Annotated in this window: 15 protein-coding genes and 2 pseudogenes; 8 read left to right on the top strand and 9 right to left on the bottom strand. The window is 67.8% G+C overall.

The window, feature by feature from the left end; all coding sequences use genetic code 11:
• Nucleotides 1–5: 5 nt before the first annotated feature.
• Nucleotides 6–888: pseudogene (gene rfbA, locus V9G04_13550) on the bottom strand (glucose-1-phosphate thymidylyltransferase RfbA).
• A 56-nt stretch (nucleotides 889–944) separates the two neighbouring features.
• On the opposite strand from rfbA, the gene V9G04_13545 reads away from it, so the two are divergent.
• The 5 genes from V9G04_13545 to V9G04_13525 all read left to right on the top strand — a co-directional run bounded on the left by V9G04_13545 (nucleotide 945) and on the right by V9G04_13525 (nucleotide 5,998).
• Nucleotides 945–1,676: an NAD-dependent epimerase/dehydratase family protein gene (locus V9G04_13545; protein ID MEI2714278.1), complete on the top strand. Its 732-nt coding sequence runs from the start codon at nucleotides 945–947 to the stop codon at nucleotides 1,674–1,676.
• 160 nt (nucleotides 1,677–1,836) lie between these two features.
• A complete protein-coding gene (locus tag V9G04_13540) occupies nucleotides 1,837–2,205 on the top strand; it encodes a hypothetical protein (protein ID MEI2714277.1) in 369 nt (122 codons plus the stop codon).
• Nucleotides 2,206–2,315: 110 nt separating this feature from the next.
• On the top strand, nucleotides 2,316–3,086 hold the full coding sequence (locus tag V9G04_13535; GenBank protein MEI2714276.1) for a sugar nucleotide-binding protein: 771 nt from the start codon (nucleotides 2,316–2,318) through the stop codon (nucleotides 3,084–3,086).
• On the top strand, nucleotides 2,972–3,400 hold the full coding sequence (locus V9G04_13530) for a sugar nucleotide-binding protein (GenBank protein MEI2714275.1): 429 nt from the start codon (nucleotides 2,972–2,974) through the stop codon (nucleotides 3,398–3,400). The genes V9G04_13535 and V9G04_13530 overlap by 115 nt, the downstream gene beginning before the upstream one ends.
• Nucleotides 3,401–3,457: 57 nt before the next feature.
• Entirely contained in the window at nucleotides 3,458–5,998 is a 2,541-nt protein-coding gene (locus tag V9G04_13525; protein MEI2714274.1) for an alpha/beta fold hydrolase, read from the top strand.
• Here the strand turns inward: V9G04_13525 and V9G04_13520 are convergent.
• The 6 genes and pseudogenes from V9G04_13520 to V9G04_13495 all read right to left on the bottom strand — a co-directional run bounded on the left by V9G04_13520 (nucleotide 5,995) and on the right by V9G04_13495 (nucleotide 10,676).
• Entirely contained in the window at nucleotides 5,995–6,345 is a 351-nt protein-coding gene (locus tag V9G04_13520) for a phosphomannose isomerase type II C-terminal cupin domain (GenBank protein MEI2714273.1), read from the bottom strand. The genes V9G04_13525 and V9G04_13520 overlap by 4 nt on opposite strands.
• A 79-nt stretch (nucleotides 6,346–6,424) precedes the next feature.
• Nucleotides 6,425–8,287 (bottom strand): nucleoside-diphosphate sugar epimerase/dehydratase, encoded by a 1,863-nt coding sequence (locus V9G04_13515; protein ID MEI2714272.1) that lies wholly within the window; start codon nucleotides 8,285–8,287, stop codon nucleotides 6,425–6,427.
• Nucleotides 8,288–8,489: 202 nt separating this feature from the next.
• Entirely contained in the window at nucleotides 8,490–9,221 is a 732-nt protein-coding gene (locus V9G04_13510) for a hypothetical protein (GenBank protein ID MEI2714271.1), read from the bottom strand.
• 11 nt (nucleotides 9,222–9,232) lie between these two features.
• Nucleotides 9,233–9,688: a helix-turn-helix transcriptional regulator gene (locus tag V9G04_13505; protein ID MEI2714270.1), complete on the bottom strand. Its 456-nt coding sequence runs from the start codon at nucleotides 9,686–9,688 to the stop codon at nucleotides 9,233–9,235.
• A 57-nt stretch (nucleotides 9,689–9,745) separates the two neighbouring features.
• Entirely contained in the window at nucleotides 9,746–10,225 is a 480-nt protein-coding gene (locus tag V9G04_13500) for an asparaginase (GenBank protein MEI2714269.1), read from the bottom strand.
• 82 nt (nucleotides 10,226–10,307) lie between these two features.
• A pseudogene (locus V9G04_13495) lies at nucleotides 10,308–10,676 on the bottom strand (asparaginase).
• A 95-nt stretch (nucleotides 10,677–10,771) separates the two neighbouring features.
• On the opposite strand from V9G04_13495, the gene cysC reads away from it, so the two are divergent.
• A complete protein-coding gene (gene cysC, locus V9G04_13490) occupies nucleotides 10,772–12,559 on the top strand; it encodes an adenylyl-sulfate kinase (protein ID MEI2714268.1) in 1,788 nt (595 codons plus the stop codon).
• A gap of 42 nt (nucleotides 12,560–12,601) precedes the next feature.
• On the opposite strand, the gene V9G04_13485 is transcribed toward cysC, so the two are convergent.
• Entirely contained in the window at nucleotides 12,602–12,907 is a 306-nt protein-coding gene (locus tag V9G04_13485) for a PqqD family protein (GenBank protein ID MEI2714267.1), read from the bottom strand.
• Complete coding sequence (locus V9G04_13480) at nucleotides 12,904–13,737, bottom strand: hypothetical protein (GenBank protein MEI2714266.1); 834 nt, start codon at nucleotides 13,735–13,737, stop codon at nucleotides 12,904–12,906. The genes V9G04_13485 and V9G04_13480 overlap by 4 nt, the downstream gene beginning before the upstream one ends.
• Before the next feature lie 33 nt (nucleotides 13,738–13,770).
• On the opposite strand from V9G04_13480, the gene V9G04_13475 reads away from it, so the two are divergent.
• Together V9G04_13475 and V9G04_13470 are read left to right on the top strand one after the other, a co-directional pair.
• Nucleotides 13,771–15,222: a polysaccharide biosynthesis tyrosine autokinase gene (locus tag V9G04_13475; protein MEI2714265.1), complete on the top strand. Its 1,452-nt coding sequence runs from the start codon at nucleotides 13,771–13,773 to the stop codon at nucleotides 15,220–15,222.
• A gap of 43 nt (nucleotides 15,223–15,265) precedes the next feature.
• The gene (locus tag V9G04_13470) at nucleotides 15,266–16,276 is read left to right on the top strand and encodes a sulfite exporter TauE/SafE family protein (protein ID MEI2714264.1); all 1,011 of its coding nucleotides are present in this window, start codon (nucleotides 15,266–15,268) and stop codon (nucleotides 16,274–16,276) included.

Genomic DNA, 16,276 nt, shown 5'->3' with positions numbered 1-16,276 from the left:
CCCGATCAGCGGCGGTGGCGCAGCAGTCCCAGCAAATATTCGCCATAGCCGCTCTTGCGCAACGGCTCGGCGACCCGCGCCAGGTCGTCGTCGCTGAGGAAGCCCAGCCGCCAGGCGATCTCCTCGGGACAGCCGATCTTCATGCCTTGGCGACCTTCGATCGTACGCACGAAGTTGGAGGCGTCGTTGAGCGAATCGAAAGTCCCGGTGTCCAGCCACGCAGTGCCTCGCGGCGAGCACCTCCACCTGCAGCGTGCCCGCCTCGAGGTAGATCCGGTTGAGGTCGGTGATCTCGTACTCACCACGCGCCGACGGCTTCAGCCCTGCCGCGATGCTCGACGACGCTCGTTGTCGTAGAAGTAGAGGCCGGGCACGGCGTAGCTCGACTGCGTGGTTCGCTCGGCTTCTCCTCCAGGCTCAGGGCCTGGCCGGCGGCGTCGAACTCCACGACGCCGTACGCCGTGGGATCCGCCACGTGGTAGGCGAAGACGGCCGCCCCCGTCGATGTCGACTCGAAGCGAACGCAGGCTGAGTGCCCAGGCCGGTGCCGTAGAAGATGTTGTCGCCGAGGACGAGGCCGACCGAACCGTCGCCGATGTGTTCCGCGCCGATCAGTGAAGGCCTGCGCCAGACCATCGGGCGCGGGCTGCTGCGGCGTAGGTGATCGAGATCCCGAACTGGGACCCGTCGCCGAGCAGCCGCTCGAAACTCTCCGCGTCGTGCGGGGTGGTGATCACCAGGACGTCGCGGATGCCTGCGAGCATCAGCGTCGACAGCGGGTAGTAGATCATCGGCTTGTCGTAGACGGGCATCAACTGCTTGCTGATGCCTTGCGTGATCGGGTGCAGTCGCGATGCCCGTGCCGCCTGCCAGGATGATGCCGCGCATGACGCCATCCCTAGGGCCGAGCCACGTCGTACCGCGAGCCGTAGGACTCCGGCGCCATGTCAGACGCTTCTCGTGACCGGCGGCGCCGGCTTCATCGGCTGCCAACTTCGTCCACCACCTGCATGGACCACACCGACGCGCAGCGTGACCGTGCTCGACAAGCTGACCTACGCCGCGTCGCGCGAGGCCTCCTGGCGGGTCTGCCCGGCGGATCGCGTACGCCTGGTGGTCGGCGATGTCGCCGACGCCGACGCTGGTCGACGCGCTGGTGGCCCAGGCGCGACGCGATCGTGCATTTCGCCGCGGAGTCGCACAACGACAACTCGCCTCGACGACCCGTCGCCGTTCGTGCAGACCAACCTGATCGGCACCTTCACGCTTGCTGGAGGCGGTCCGCAAGCACGACAAGCGCTACCACCACATCTCCACCGACGAGGTGTACGGCGACCTCGAACTCGACGATCCGGCGAGCGCTTCACCGAGGACACGCCCTACAACCCGTCGTCAGCCCGTACTCGTCCACGAAGGCCGGCTCGGACCTGCTCGTGCGCGCGTGGGTGCGCTCGTTCGGCGTGCAGGCGACGATCTCCAACTGCTCGAACAACTACGGCCCGTACCAGCACGTCGAGAAGTTCATCCCGCGTCAGATCACCAACGTGATCGACGGGATCCGCCCCAAGCTCTACGGCGCCGGCGAGAACGTGCGCGACTGGATCCACGCCGACGACCACTACGTCGGCGGTGCTGACGCATCCTCGAGAAGGGCCGCATCGGCGAGACCTACCTGATCGGTGCCGACGGCGAGAAGAACAACCTCGACGGTGATCGAGCTGATCCTCGACGCTGATGGGTCGAGCCCGCGGACGCGTTCGACCACGTCACCGACCGCGCCGGGCCACGACCTGCGCTACGCGATCGACGTCGACCAAGCTGCGCACACGAACTCGGGTGGGAGCCGCGGTTCCAGCGACTTCCGAGTCCGGCCTGGCCGACACCATCGAGTGGTATCGCGAGCACGAGGCGTGGTGGCGCCCGGCCAAGGACGGCGACCGAGGCCAGCGTACGCGCAAGACAGGGCCAGTGATGGACCGAGCTGACCGTCGAGACCACCGCCGATCCCGGGCCTGCTGGTCGTACGACCTGCCTGTGCACGGCGACGCCCGCGGCTGGTTCAAGGAGAACTGGCAGCGCGAGAAGATGGTCGCGCTCGGCCTGCCCGACTTCGGACCGGTGCAGAACAACGTCTCCTTCAACGCCGCGCCGCGGCGCGACCCGCGGGCATCCACGCCGAGCCGTGGGACAAGTTCATCTCGCTGACGACCGGGCGGATCTTCGGCGCCTGGGTGGACCTGCGCGACGGGCGACACGTTCGGCACGGTCGTTCACGCTCGAAGTCGACCCGAGCGTGGCGGTCTTCGTCCCGCGCGGTGTCGGCAACTCCTACCAGACCCTGGAGGACGAGCACCGCGTACACCTACCTGGTCAACGAACACTGGCGAGCCGGCGTCACCTACCCCGCGCTCAACCTCGCCGACGAGACCGTGGCGATCGCCTGGCCGATCCCCCTGGACTCCGCCGAGGTCGAGATCTCCGACAAGGACCTCGCCACTCCGCGCTTGGCCGACGTCACGCCGATGGCAGCCAAGAAGACACTGATCATCGGCGGCGAACGGCCAGCTCGGCCGCGCGCTGCAGGCGCGACTTCCCGGGCTCGACGCTGGTCGACCTGGTCGCCGAGGACGGCGTGGAGGCGCTCGACGTCTCCGATGCCGGCCGCGGTCGCCGCCTGGCCGTGGCACGAGTACGCCACCATCCTCAACGCCGCCGCCTACACGGCCGTCGACGCGGCCGAGACCGACGAGGGCCGAGTCGCGGCCTGGGCCGCCAACGCCACTGCACCCGCGACGCTGGCGCGGGTCGCGGCCGCGCACAACCTGACGCTGGTGCACTACTCCTCCGACTACGTCTTCGACGGGACCGCGCAGGAACACACCGAGGACGAGCCCCTGTCCCCGCTCGGTGTCTACGGCACAGAGCAAGGCAGCCGGGTGATCTGGCCGTCGCCACGGCGCCGCGCCACTACATCCTGCGTACGACCTGGGTCATCGGCGAGGGCCACAACTTCGTCCGCACCATGGCGACGCTCGCTGCCAACGGGGTCTCCCCCAGCGTCGTCGACGACCAGATCGGACGCCTGACGTTCACCTCCGAGCTCTCGCGCGCCACCCGGCACCTGCTCGACGTAGGTGCCGAACACGGCATCTACAACGTCACCAACGGCGGCGAGAACCTGTCGTGGGCGGGCTGGGCCAAGGCGGTGTTCGCGCGCTGCGGTCGCCACGTCGACGACGTCAGCGCGACCGACACCGCCTCGTACGCAGCCGGCGTGCTCGCCCAAGGCAAGCCGTTCGCACCGCGCCCCCTGGGCTCGCGGATGTCGTTGGCCAAGCTCGAAGCGACCGGCTTCGTCTCGCAGGACGCCCACACGGCACTGGATCGCTATCTGGCCTGACCGGGTTAACGCATGTCGGTGGCCTGTGAGAGTGTCCCGTTCGTGTGGTGCGTACCGGTGGGCCTGCGGAAGGTCCTGACTCTGCTCTTCGTCCTGGGCGTGTGTGCCGTGATCTCCCCGCAAGGGCAGGCGGTCGCCTCGCAGGTGTCCACCGTGGGCAGCACGACGACGCCGCGCGCCGTGACCTGGCGCCGGTGTGCGCGCCCGGCCCTGCGCAAAGCCAAGGCCAGGTGCGCGACGCTGCGCGTCCCGCTCGACTACGACAACCCGTCCGGCGCGACCTTGGTGCTGGCCCTGTCTCGAGTGGCGCACACGGCCAAGCGCTTTCGAGGCGTGGTGTTGACCAACCCGGGCGGACCGGGGCTGCCGGGGCTCACGATGGCGTTGGAGGGAGAGCAGATCGCGGGCAAGATCGCCCGGTCGTACGACTGGATCGGCATCGACACCCGAGGCGTCGGCGCCAGCCGCCCGCGTCTGGCCTGCGACGCGGGCTATCTCAAGCGGGGCCGGCCGGCCTACCCACCCGCCCAGGCAGCCGCCGCTTCGCCCTGGGTTGCGCGCAGTGCCGCGTACGCCCAGCGTTGCAGTTCCGCCACGGCTCGAGATCTGCTGGGTCACCTGCGATCGCTGGACACGGTGCGCGACTTCGAGTCGATCCGGCAGGCGCTGGGCGTCGACCAGGTGAACTTCTACGGCGTGGGCTACGGAACGCACCTCGGCGAGCTCTACGCCGCACAGTTTCCCGATCGGGTACGCCGCCTGATCCTCGACGGTGCCCGCGATCCGGAGATCGCGGCCTACGACCAGTTGCGCGCCCAGACAGGTGCGCTCACCCCCGCCTGGAACCGGTTGACACGTTGGGTGTCTCGTCGCGCGAAGCGTTATCACCTCGGCCGTACGCCCACCGCGTCGGCGCGGATCATCCAACGCCTGATCGCGATGCCGGGCACCGCGCGCCTGGGGTCGGCCGATGTCGCGGACATCGTTGCGCCCGCGCTCGCCGATGCCGCAGCCTGGGCCCCGACCAGCGCCGCACTCGCCGAACTCAAGCAGGGCAGACCACGCCAGGCCGTCCGGCTCTATCGCCGGACGCTGCGTGCGAGCGGGGGTGAGAACGGGTACGCCGTGCGGATGGCGACGACCTGCACCGACAACCCACAGACTCTGCCGACCGGCGGATTCGGCCCCTTGACATCCTCGCCCACGGCGCCGATCGGCCTGCTCAAGGACGGCCGGCTCTACGGCACGTCTGCCAACATGCTGATGTCGAGTTCGGACATGGGCGCCACCTGGCAGCCCGTACGCGATCTGGGCGTCGACGGCGGCGCAGTCGTGAAGATCCTGGACGCCCCGGGCGGCGAGATCCTGCTCGTACGCGCCTACCGCGTGCTGCGTTCGACAGGTTGGTCGGCGTCCCCCGCAACCGCGAGGCTCAGTACGACGCTGCGACTGGACGGTCGTTCCACGTTCTATTCGTGGGGCGTCAACACCAACACGGACGGTTCGAAGGTGGTGGCCACCTCGTATGTCGGCGCTCCACCCTTCACCGGGAGTCGATTCGTCTGGCTTTCGACCGATGGCGGCCTGACCTGGTCGGTGATCTACGACCTGGAGCAGAAGGCAGCCGAGGTCGGCCAGACGAACGACACGACCCATCTGCATTTCGCGACCTTCGATCCGTGGGCGGGGGATCGGATCTGGATCGCGTGGCATGCCCCCGGCGTGGACAACGCGGCCCGAGTGGCATTCAGCGACGATCTCGGCCGCTCCTGGGTCACCGCATCGGACAACAGGAATCCGACGTTCGCCCTGGCTACTCCCCGAGGGATGATCTTCGGAAGCGACGGGGTGCCGGATGGACTCGCCATCTCGCGTAGGGATGCGCCCGCGCGGGTGGAGACTCTCTGGATGGCGGAGGGGGCGTCCCAGACCAACGCGTACGGTTTCGCCTACGACGGCACCTACGACGACGTGACGGGTCTGGCTCACATCGCCTTCATCGCCGAGGCGGGACACGTCCCCTACGTGGTCGCGACCGATGGCAACACCGCGAAGATCACCTTGCGTGCCGACGGCCCGGCGGGCGTGCGCGGCGAGGGCTTCCGCCGGGTCTTCTCGCGCTCCGGACGCGTCCTGGCCGCGCAGTTCCGAGGCGGCACCTGGCAGACCGCTACCGCCTCCGACGCGATCCCCGCGTGGCCCGCCGAACTCGAAGGCTGGACCGGGACTCCTACCGCCGCACCACGGGTGCCGGCATTCTCGTGGCGTGAGACGTGGCGGGGACTGCCGTGTCGCGACTGGCCGGTCCCGGCCGGTTCCGCGGCACCGATCGATCTGACGCAGATCGAGTCGGGCGCGCTGCTGGTGCAGTCGCAGTTGGATCCCGAGAATCCACTCCCGGGAGCGCTGAGCGTACGGGCGAAACTGCCGGATTCCGCCCTGGTGGTGACCCGAGGCACCGTGACGACACGAGCGACGAAGGCTGGCGGCAACTGCCTCCAGGACGCCGTCGGGCGCTACCTGCGTTCCGGGGCCCTGCCGAACGGCTCAGCCGGCACCGGTGCGGACCTTACCTGCCCGAGAACGCCGGTGAACTAGTCGTGACGGCCGTAGTCGTCCTCGAGCCGGACGATGTCGTCCTCACCGAGATAGTGCCCATGCTGGACCTCGACGATCACCAGCAATTCGTCGTGCTCGTTGCAGATGCGGTGGGCAGCCCCTAGCGGCACATCGATCGAGTGCTCGGTCTCGGCCACGACCGTCTCGCCGTCGATGACACACGTGGCGGTTCCTGCCACGACCACCCAGTGCTCCGACCGGTGGGCGTGCGTCTGATAACTGAGCCGCTGACCGGGCAGCACGTCGATCCGCTTGACCTTGAAACCCTCGGCCTCGTGGAGCACGTGCCACGAGCCCCAGGGGCGATCTGCTGATTCGAGCGACAACGAGACTCCAGAGTGGTGGAAAGCAGACGGGCAATGCGGCTGTGAGTGTAGCCGCGTGGTCGCTCCACCACGTCGCCGGTCAGCCAGTTGCTGTCACTGACGGTGTCCTCGCCGGGCCTGCGGTCGGCGCCGGACTCGGCGCCTGCTCCTCATCACACAGTCGCGCGAGCAGCTCGGTGACCTCCTGAGCACCCCCGAGGCGAGGTAGCGAGTCGATGATGTCGTCGGCGATGCGCGGCACGGGCACGTGCGAGATAAGCGGGTGGGTGGGGCGTACGTCTTGTGGCTCGGAGTCGGCGAAGAGTTCCTCGTGCATCTTCTCGCCGGGTCGGAGCCCGGTGAACTCGATCTCGATCCGACGGCCGGACTGCTCGATCAACTGCTCGGCGACTGCGAGGATGCTGATCGGCTCACCCATGTCCAACACCAGGGCTTCACCGGGCGTGCCGATCGCGCCGGCCTGGATGACCAACTGACATGCCTCCTCGATCGTCATGAAGAAGCGGGTGACCCCGGGATCTGTCACGGTGACCGGACCCCCCTTGGCGATCTGGTCCGCGAAGGCGGTCAACACCGACCCGCGACTCCCCAGCACATTGCCGAAGCGGACCGAGAGAAGGCTCGCCCCCGTATTCAGGTCGGCGTACGAGGCCGTGAGCCGCTCCGCGATACGCTTGCTGTAACCCAGGACCGAGGACGGATTGGCGGCCTTGTCCGTGGAGATGTTGACGAATCGTTGCACCCCGACGGCGAGTGCGGCGTCGAGCACGTTGCGGGTGCCGATGATGTTGGTCTTGATCGCCTCGGCGGGGTATTGCTCCAGCATCGGCAGGTGCTTGAGAGCAGCGGCGTGGAAGACGACCTCGGGTTGGCGGTCGGTGAAGATCCGATAGAGCGAGCGGACGTCACGGATGTCTGCCAGCACCACGTCGGTGCCGTCAAGGAGCGCCCGCCCGTGGATCGACAGCGACACCGCGTGTAGGGCCGACTCGTCTCGATCGAGCATCATCAACTCGGCCGGCTCGAAACGATTGATCTGCCGGCACAATTCCGAGCCGATGGACCCACCGGCACCGGTCACCAGGACGCGCTTGCCACGCAGATAGCCGGCGATCGCGCCGACGTCGGTGTCGAGCTGATTGCGCCCGAGAACATCGGTGAGGTTGATGTCGCGCAGATCGCGGATCCCCACCCGGTCGGTCAGCATCTCGGCCGTGGACGGCACCGTCTTCAGCGGCACCTGCGCCTCGTCGGTGGCCAGGTTGACCCGTCGGACCAGTTCGCGATCCGCCGCGGGATTGGCCAAGATCACCGCCTCGGCCTGCAGCAGGCGTACCTTCTCGGGGATCTGGTCGACGGTGCCGACGACCTTCCTGCCCTCGAGGACCAGATGTCGATTGCGGGGGTCGTCGTCGATGACGCCGACCGGGTCCCACTGGTGCAGCGGATCGCGCTGCATCGACTTGATCAGGTCGATGGTGGCATCCCCGGCACCGACGACCAGTGCGGGCGTACCGCCCTTCGCGCGCAGTCGTTCCCTCGTCCTGACCTGTCGCCACAACGTCCTGCCCCCCATGGAGAGCGACATGAAGGCGAGTGCCGCGATGAGCGGGACCGCTCGGGAGCCGTCACCGAGATTGAGCACCACGTTGCCGAGGAAGACCAGTACGCCGGTCACCCCGGCGACCGCGCCGATCAACCTGAACTCATCGAAGCTCGCGGTCCGAGCGCGGCCTTGGTGCAGCCGCAACGGCACTCCGATGACGAGGTACACCACGGCACAGGCCACACCCAGGCCCAGCGCCCACATCCAGGGAATGTCACCCGGTCGGGAATAGCGCAACAGCGCGGCGGCGGCGGAGGCGACAAGCCACATTGTGGCGTCGAACCCGACGATCAACGGTCCGTAGTAACGACGCACCTGGTCGATGATCCGGCTCATCCCACCACTTTCCTGCTGACGAACGGCTTAGCGAGTATAGGACTGGCTCATTGGGGGGTTCAGCCAAACCCCCACCTTTTAACTCTAGGTGCAATTGCACCCCGCAGAGGAGCCGCAGAATTGGACTCGGCCCACGGTCAGGCAACGAGTGCCCGGCCGTGGGCCGAGAGTGTGTGGCAGACCACAGCGGCATCCGCCAGGGTCAGTCGCCGATCTTCTCGGCGGCGTCCACGACTGCCTTCGCGGCAGCAGCCGCGGTCTTGCGAGCAGACGTCACGGTCGCTTTGGCGCTGCGCTCGGCCGCGGTGGTCTTCTTGGCGGGGGCCTTGCGAGCCGGCGCCTTCTTGGCGGCCTTCTTGACGGTGGCCTGCACGTCGGCAACAGCCTTCTTGGCCTCGGCGACCTCGGCGGTGACAACCTTCTTGGTCGCCGTGACCTCGGCGTCGACGGCCTTCTTGGCCTGCGTCGCGGTGGTCTTGGCCTTGGCGACGGTGGTCTTGGCGCCCTTGACAGCTTCCTGGGTGCTGGCCTGGTTGCGGATGCGGCTCACGAGGGACTCGCCGCGCTTGACCAGGTCGCCGTACGCGTCGCCCACGACCTTGACGTTCTCGTCAACGCTGGACTGCATCCGGGTCGGAAGCTCCTCGGCGTCCTTGCGCAGGTCGGCGACGCGCTTCTCGATGTCGGCGCGGCGGGCCTTGGCGTCCTTCTGCAGTTCCTCGACGCGCACGCTCACGGCCTTCACGGCCTGCTCGCGCAGCGACTTGGCGTCGAACGAGGTGACGCTCTTCTGCACGTCAGCGGCGCGCTTGCCGAGGTCGGCAACGTAGTCACGGACGGTCTCGACGGCCAGGTCGGTCGCACCGACGTAGGCGTAGAGCGGACGGGTGGCCTCGGTCTTGAGGTCGAACTTTGCACGGCTCTTGGTCGCCATGACCCTCTCCTTCATTTCTTGGTGTTGCTGGTGGATGTCTTTTTGGTCTTCGCCTGGCGAGCAGGCTTCGTGGGGGGGCTTTCGGTCTCCGTGTCATCGCCCTTGGCGTTCAGCGCCAGGAACGAGGCGTACACGTCCAGCAAGGACTGCTTCTGCCTTTCGGTCAGCCCTGAGTCCGCGAGTACGGCCAACTCCACACTGCGCGCGGGGTCCACCGTCTCCTCGTCTGGGTTGAGCAGCCCCGCCCGGACATAGAGTTGTTCGGCCGAGATGCGCAACGCCTTGGCGATCTCCTGGAGCACTGCGGCCGACGGTTTGCGCAGCCCGCGTTCGATCTGGCTCAGGTACGGGTTGCTCACCCCCGCCTGCTCCGCGAGCTGACGCAAGGACAGCCGCGACTCAAGGCGCTGCGCCTTGAGATAGTCACCGAGCGACTCGACCGTCAGCCCGACTTTGCTCCTGCCCATGCCTCCATTGTGCTAACAAAAGTTAGCAATACGCAAACTCAGCAAGCGTGAGTCGAGTCACAGGGTGGCACGGACCTCGCCGACCGGCCGACCGCCGCCCAGCAGTGGCCAACTCCCCGTCGCGGCGACCGCGTCACTGTCCAGTCCGGCTTGGGCCAGCACCGCCGCCATCACCACTGGTCGCGCGCGCGGCGAACCGTCGTCGATCTTGAGGGCGAACGCCCGTCCGTCGGGCAGCGCGACGGCATAACACGCCTCGGCGCCCGCCTTGCCGATCGCACCCGGAAGTGCGCGCAGCAGTGCCAGTTCGTCGCGGGTGGTGCCCGAGACCATCTCCGGGTGGGCCACGATCGCGTCGCGCACTCGCGCGGCATCCGGATCCGCGACGTCTTGGCCATCGAGACCGCGCACGAGGCGCGAGAACGCCAGTGCGAGCCCGGTCAGGCTCGTGGCGAAGATCGGTGCCCCGCACCCGTCGACCGGTCGCTGAGGGTGGGTTTCCCCCGTCATCTCGGCGAAGGTCGCACCGAGCGCCACCTGCAGTGGGTGGTCGGGAAGCTCGGTAGGACTCCAGATCCCACCCGTTGCGTACGCAGGTCGCCAGCATCGCCGCGTGCTTGCCCGAGCAGTTCATGCAGATCGGCGCCTTGCCGCCCCCGGCGCGGATCCAGTCCTCGCGCGCCTGATCGTCCAGCGGATAGTCGGCAGGCGTACGAAGGTGTGTCTCGTCCAACCGCGCGGAGGCCAGGATCCGCCGCACGCCCTCAAGGTGGAACGTCTCGCCCGAGTGTGAGGCACATGCCAAGGCGAGCAGATCGGGCGGCAGGTCGAGCCCCAAGCGCACCATGCCGAGCGCCTGGAGGGGTTTGTTGCACGAGCGGGCCAGGATCGGCTTGTCGATCACGCCCAGGGACCGCGTCACGCGGCCGTCGGGATCGAGCGCGACGACCGAGCCGCGATGATCGCCCTCGACGAATCCGGAGCGCACGATCTCGGCGACCACGACGGGGGCAGATTCGGCTTCCTGACCAGACACACGGGCACCCTAGCCCGCTCACCGGAGACGGCTGGCAGGATTGGCGCGTGGCCCACGACCTCACGACCAGTCGCCCGCAGCACCACCCCACATTCCGCGAACTCCAGGATCTAGAACTCCTGACCACGGGGATGTTGAGCCCACTGCGCAAGGTCAATCACCCCGGCAGCCCCGTCACGCTGTCCCTGCCCGCCGATCTGACCGGTCGTGAGGTGGAGATCGTCGATGCGGAGGGCCTGCCCCTCGCGGTCGTGGCGGCCGACGGCACGGTCGAACCGCTGACCCACGCCCAGCACGGCCCCTTCCGCGACCTCTACCTCTCGGTCGAGCAGGTGCGCGCACGCTACGCGGGTCGTACGTTCGTCGCGGTGGCGGACCCTTTGACCCAGCACCACCTGGCTGCCCTTCGTGGCTTCGGCGCGATCGTCCTGGTCGCGTTGGCTGGCGAGGGCACGGCCTCCCTGTCACCGGTCGCGCTGCTTCGCGCCACCAAGCAGGCCGCGGCGATGCTGCCCGTCGCCGATGTCGTGGCGGTGCCCCTGGCCGCGCACGGTGACGCGGCCGTCGATCACGACCTGGGCACTCAGATCTTGGAGAACCTCGCCCAAGGTGACCCGATCCATGCCCTACCCGAGGGCGACGACGACTACCCCGACGAGATCGCGCGCATCATCGACGAGGACCAGCCACCCGCCGACGAGCAGGGTCTGGTGTTGTTCTTCACCGGCCTCTCCGGGAGCGGCAAGTCCACCCTCGCCCAAGCGTTGATGGATCGGCTCCTGGAACAAGGGGGCCGGACGGTGACGAGCCTCGACGGGGACGTCGTGCGCCGCAGCCTGTCGGCGGGGCTGACCTTCTCCAAGGAGGACCGCGAGACCAATATCCGTCGGATCGGCTGGGTAGCCGCGGAGATCGCCCGGCACCGAGGGATCGCCGTGTGCAGCCCGATCGCGCCTTTCGACCAGACCCGCCAGCAGGTCCGCGCGATGGTGGAGGCAGCCGGGGGGGCCTTCTTCCTGATCCACGTCGCCACACCATTGGCCGAGTGCGAGCGCCGCGACCGCAAGGGGCTGTACGTCAAGGCGCGCCGCGGCGAGATCCCGGAGTTCACCGGGATCTCCTCGCCGTACGAAGAGCCCCAGGACGCCGATGTCCGCGTGGACACGACGCGCCGTTCGGTCACCGAGGCACTGGGCGACGTGCTGGTGGCACTGCGAGACGAGGGGTACATCGACCTGCTCGGCGATGAGGCACCATCCCCGGCGCCGACCGACGAGCCGAGTTCTGCTCCGCAAGGAGCGGCCGTCCATTCTCCCGATCATCCGCTGCGCGTCCTGTTCGTCTGCACGGCCAATATCTGCCGCTCCCCCAGCATGGAACTCATGGCGCGGGCCCTGGTCGGCGACGGCACCGACCTCGCATTCGCCAGTGCGGGCACCCACGGGTTCGTGGACCACGAGATGGACGCCACGATGGCGGCGGCGGTGGGCGAGGATGCGAGTGGCTTCCGAAGCCGTCGGATCGAACGACCGATCATCGACTCGGCCGACCTGATCCTCACCGCCGAGGCAGCCCACCGGAAATACATCATCGAGGAGTTCCCCGGGGCTTTCCGCAAGGTCTTCACGATCGGACAGTTCGTGCGAGACACGGCCGGCCGGCCGGAGCGAGGCTGGGATCTCTTGGCGTACGCCGCGGAGCACCGCACCGCCGTCGACAAGTCCCTGGATGTGGCTGATCCCTATCGCAAGGGTTCGGCGGCTGCGGCCACTGCGCGCGACGAGATCGACCGACTCGTGACGTCGGTCGTGCAGCGCCTGAGCGCGTCGTCGTGAACGTCTGGGCCGGTTGGCAACGGCCCACGCCCGGCTCGGCGTCTAGGCCTGGCGGGAGTCGTCAAGCTCGGCCACCTGAGTCGGCCGCTGGACGATGCCCGAGTCTGCGAGTTCGGTGAGCACCTGCCTTACTCGATCATCGACGTCGAGTCCCTCCGGCTGACCGAACTCGTCGATCAAGTGGGCGCGAATCGACTCGAAGTCGGTGCGACCCGAATCGATCGCTTCCAGCACGACGTGCCCGATCTCCGACAGCACGACGACCTTCGAGTCGACGAAGACCGCACGCCTTCCCCCGGCGACGTACTCGTCCAACACGGGCTGCCGAAGGTACGTCTGGTCGCTCACGAGAGCCTCGCAAGTTGCGCGGCGACCACGGGCTCCAGGTCGGCAACCTCGGCATAGGTGAGCCGCTGCAACCCACCCGCACCGTCGATCAGTGCCGCGAGCGTATGCATCGGCTTGGGGATCCTGGTCAGGTAGGAAGACTCCGGGGCCAGCATCGCAAGAGCGTCGACCGTGTCGATCTTTGTCACGGTAACCCCTTCGTGATCGGGTTGGCGGTCGAGCAGGGACAGCGCGCACAGGCGCAGTGCGGGATGTTCAGCCACCTCGATCCCGAGCGAGCCCACCGGGGTTTGGGTCTTGGTGCCTGCCGAATAGCCCTCTTCGATGATGGACAGCGGCTTCGGGTACGGGCGTACGACGCCGTCGAACTCGACTGCGACGGTCTCGTCGGTGACATAACTCCACTTGCCGGCGAGGGTACGCGAGAAGGTCGTCTTCCCCGTGCCCGAGGGCGCGACGAAGGCGGCGACCGCTCCTGTCCGGGGGTCGGCGACAGCACAGCCGTGCAGCAAGACGAGCTCACCGCCGCGCACTCCGATGGCCGCAATCGTGATGCGCGAGGCGAGGTCGGTCAGTGCCGCACGCTCGTCGCGAACCACGAGCGCCGAGGCGACGTCCGGCAGGTCTTGGAGTTCGTCGGGGTCGATCAACGTGATGACCGTCTCAGGCGCCGGAGTGGTGGGCTCCACCGCGAGTGCGGCGCAATCCGCCCAGCCGGTTAGGATGCCGTCGACCAACCACCGGGTGCGCTCGGTGAACTCGAGCCGGACCGGCACCTCGATCGCCACCAGATCGACGCACGCAGCGGGATGGACCGAACTGCCTGACATGGCAGCGAAGTCTAGGCCCATGGGGAGACACGGATGGAACTGCACGACTACCTCGTCATCGTGAGAGCGTATTGGCGATCCATCGTGGCGTTCGTGATCCTCGGCGCGCTGCTGGCACTCGCGTGGAGCCTGGCGCAACCCAAGGTCTATGCCTCGACCGCGACCGGATTCGTCACCTCGGGCACCACTGCAGCCGACCCGAGCATGGCCAACGTCAACGACGTGTTGTCCAAGTCACGCGTGAAGTCCTACGTGGGCCTGGCCACCGACCGTCAGACGGCGGAGTTCGTGATCGACGACCTCAACCTGACCGAAAGCCCCGAAGAGCTGATCAGCAACGTGACCGTCGAGCAGCGGCCCGACACGGTCCTGCTGGGCATTACGGTGAACGCCAGGACCCCCGAGAGCGCCCAGGAACTGGCCAACGCCTGGGTCAAGGCCCTGAGCAAGAGCGTCAGGGAGTTCGAGGACCCCTCTGGCACCGGCAAGGCCGCCATGCGGTTGCTCCCCAACCAGACCGCCGCGCTGCCCACCGCGCCGACCTCCCCCAAGATCCCCCTCAATGTGATCCTGGGGTCGCTGGTCGGGTTGGCTCTCGGACTGGCGTACAGCATTACCCGCCACCGTCTCGACCGTCGACTGCGTACCGCCTCCCAGGTGGAGAAGGACACCGGGTTCGCGGTGGTCGCCTCCGTTCCGGCGCTTGGCAGCGGGGACACGACCGAGCCCCGTCAACTCGTGACGGATCCTCAGACCACCACCGAGCGCCTCGCCGCCGAATCGTTTCGCAAGTTGCGTACGAACCTGTCCTTCATGGACGTCGACCACCCGCCGCGCGTCATCGTGGTCACCAGCCCCAGCAAGGGTGACGGAAAGTCCACGATCGCCGCGTCGCTCGCACTTGCCATCGCGCACGCGGGCCAGCCGGTGTTCCTCCTGGAAGGCGACCTGCGCCGTCCCCGCGTCGCCAAGATGCTCAAGCTCGACAACTCCGTCGGTGTCAGCGACGTCCTGGCCGGGCGGGTCCCGCTGAGCGAGGCCCTGAACGTCGACGCCCAAGAGGGTCAGTTGCGCGTGCTGACCTCCGGCACCCGAGTGCCCAACCCCAGCGAGTTGCTGGGCTCCAACGCGATGCGTGAGTTGCTCGCCGAACTTTCACAAACCGGCATGGTCATCGTCGACGCCCCACCGCTTCTGCCCGTCACCGATGGGGCCGTGCTGGCCCGGATCGCCGATGGAGCACTCGTGGTGGTGTCTACCGGCAAGACCGTGGACACCGAACTCACCGCTGCGCTGGGCGTCCTCGAGCGCGTCAGCGGCCGGGTCCTCGGCATCATCATGGGCCGCGTCTCCAAGCGCACCACGACTCCAGGCACCTACCACGAGTACGGCTATTACGACTACGAGTCGCGAGACAAGAAGCGCAGCCGCAAGAGTTCCGACACGCCTGAGAGCGGCAAGGTCGGCCGGCGGGCGGCTCGCTAGCCCGGAGGCGGAATTTGGGCCACGCTGGGTCTAGGCTCCTGCCGTGGCTGATCTGATCACCGGCGCCTTCATCTCGATCCTGCTTGCCGGTTTTTTCGTCGGCATCGTCGTCGGCCTCACCGGCATGGGCGGTGGGGCGTTGATGACGCCCGCGCTGATCTTCCTCGGGGTGGGTGACGCGGCGACCGTGGTGACCGCCGACCTCACCGCCGCCGCGATCTACAAGACCGGTGGCGCCATCCAGCACGGGCGGCAGGGGTCGCCAGACCTGACCATGGCCAAGTGGTTGATCCTGGGTTCCGTGCCGACTGCGCTGGCCGGGCCATGGGTGCTCAACGCACTTGTCGGCAACCATGGGGACCTGGACGCGACACTCAAGCTCTGCATCGGTTTCGCGCTCTTGCTCGCGGCGGTCACCTATGCGCTGCGCCTGCTGATCAACCTGGTGCGGGTCCGCCGCGGCGACGGTCCCACCGACGCCAATCCGACGATCCGTCCGCTCCCCACGCTACTGGTGGGTGCCCTGGGGGGCCTCCTGGTCGGAATCACCAGCGTGGGCTCGGGCTCGGTGATCATGATCGCGCTGCTCATGCTCTATCCGGGGCTCGCCGCAGTCAGACTCGTGGGAACCGATCTCGTGCAGGCCGTCCCGTTGGTCTTCGCCGCAGCGGTCTCCAACATCGCGCTGCACGGTCTCGACTGGGCCCTCTTGATCCCCCTCGTCCTCGGGTCGGTCCCCGGCACTCTGCTCGGTGCGCGCATCGCACCGCGGGTGCCCCAGTCGGTGATCCGCCGCGCGATCGTCATCGTGTTGACGATGTCGGGTGTGGCACTGCTCGACAAGGCCGGCTGGGCGCCGTTGGGGGCGGGTGAAGATCAAACCCACCCGATGCTGATCGCCGGCATCGGTTTGGCCATGGTCGTGCTCGTCCCGCTGATCTGGGGAGCAATCCGAAGGACTCAGGGCCTGCCGATGTTCGGCTCCCCCACGGTTGCCGAGCTTGAGGACCCCTCCTACCGTCCCGGGATCTACGGCATGAAGCGCCAGAGTTGA

The sequence above is a fragment of the Nocardioides sp. genome (assembly GCA_037045645.1).
Taxonomy (GTDB): domain Bacteria; phylum Actinomycetota; class Actinomycetes; order Propionibacteriales; family Nocardioidaceae; genus Nocardioides.
This window is presented reverse-complemented; position numbering and strand designations above follow the sequence as displayed.